Raw genomic sequence first — 1,606 nt, forward strand, 5'->3', positions numbered from 1 at the left:
ACGAAGATCCGGGATTTGATGCAGTCGCGCACCGGCATCGAGTTCAACCGCGACAACGCCTACGCCGTGGTGATGTGGGTGGTGAAGAATGCGAACGCCTACTTTGACGCCCAGCTGATTGAGACTTACGAGACGATGGTCGACCTGGCGAACGTCGAGAACTATGTCTCTAACAAGCGCGTGTTCCAGTGGAACCGCTTTCGCTACGACACGGCCCAGGACGAGCGTGGCACGCATTTCCGGCTCAAGGTCGGGCACCGGATGGTGCTGGAGTATCTTGGCGGGCTTGAGGGAGGATATAGCGAATCGAGTCGCGGGATTTCCAAGCGAGCTGCCGACTTTGTTTGCGATCTGATTGTATGTGCCAGAAACCTCGGTTTCGAGGTCCTGGACCAAGGGCCAGTCGAGCATGAATGGAAGGACAGCACGGCTCGCACGATCCGATTCAAAACAGCGGCAGGAAAGGTCGAGTCCTTGCTGCGAGTGCGGGCGTTCTTCAATCGGAACGTGCACCTGCAATGCCATCCTGAGTTGATCCACGCGTTCAACGTTCAGCATGGAAAGCTCAAGGGGTGGCTGCGCAACGACGCGGAAGCAGCGGCAGAACTGGAGATCCCGCAGGAAACCGCCGCAAAGCATTTCCAGAGCGGATTCCGTCTAACAACCACGTCCGCCTTACCGATGCTGATGTCAGGAGAAAGGGGAGTGGCATGAGTGATTCGCCCGACTACTTCTATCGGGTTCCGCATCCGAAGCTTGCCTGGTCGATTCTCTCAGTCGAGGTCCGGCGTGGTGAGCAGGGCTGGCAGTTTGCCTATGGCTACCACTTCATGAATACGGGGATGGGATGCCCATTTCGAGGCCGGTTCCCATCGCGTGAATCGGCTGGCCGCAACGGCATGCTCCATCTGCGGGACGCTCTCAAAAGGTTTGCAGCTTCTCCAGGCCTTCCCGACCGGCGATGCCCTGAACAAAAGCAGGCTGCTCGATATGCCAAAGAGATTCAGGAGCAGCTCTTCCCTCCACAGCTCGAACTTCAACTGACATGATCGCTTTTCATCTACCCATCATCCCACCCAAGGCCACCAGCCAGGGAGCAGGCAAGCGGATCGTGATGGTCAACGGCAAGCCGATGTTCTTCAAGAACAAGAAAGCCCAAGCTGCTGAGAACGACCTGACGACGCTCTGTTTGCCCTACCGGCCGTTGGCACCGATCGAAGGCCCGGTTTCGCTGAAAATCGATTTCGTCTGGCCGTGGAGGAAATCCGAACCCAAGCGGCGGATCGCCCTAGGGCGGGTTCCTCACACCTCGAAACCGGACTGCAGCAACGTGGTCAAAATGATTGAGGACTGCATGACCAAGCTGCGGTTCTGGAATGACGACGGCCAGGTTTCCTCGCTGCAAATCACCAAGGCATGGGGCGACCGCGTGGGCATCTACGTGGCGATTGAACCGATCGAATCCGCGAACGCGCCTGCGGGAACCTCGAACTCCAATCAACAGGAGAGATTCTTTTGATTCATGGCAGAACTACCCTACATGCAGTTTTACCCGACCGACTGGTTGGCCGATACCCGAATGCTGACCGCCTCCGCCAAAGGAGTG

At 57.4% G+C, this 1,606-nt stretch carries 3 protein-coding genes; all 3 read left to right on the plus strand.

Going from position 1 to position 1,606, the window contains the following annotated elements; all coding sequences use genetic code 11:
- Positions 1-714 (plus strand): DUF4942 domain-containing protein (locus JIN85_RS20345; RefSeq protein ID WP_234047539.1); only part of this gene is annotated, 714 nt, incomplete at its 5' end.
- Positions 711-1,049, plus strand: a complete 339-nt coding sequence (locus tag JIN85_RS20350) for a hypothetical protein (RefSeq protein WP_200274304.1) — start codon at positions 711-713, stop codon at positions 1,047-1,049. The genes JIN85_RS20345 and JIN85_RS20350, both read left to right, overlap by 4 nt.
- The gene (locus tag JIN85_RS20355; protein ID WP_200274307.1) at positions 1,046-1,519 is read left to right on the plus strand and encodes a RusA family crossover junction endodeoxyribonuclease; all 474 of its coding nucleotides are present in this window, start codon (positions 1,046-1,048) and stop codon (positions 1,517-1,519) included. Before JIN85_RS20350 ends, JIN85_RS20355 begins: the two co-directional genes overlap by 4 nt.
- The last annotated feature ends 87 nt before the right edge of the window (positions 1,520-1,606 follow it).

Source organism: Luteolibacter pohnpeiensis (assembly GCF_016595435.1).
Taxonomy (GTDB): Bacteria; Verrucomicrobiota; Verrucomicrobiia; order Verrucomicrobiales; family Akkermansiaceae; genus Luteolibacter; species Luteolibacter pohnpeiensis.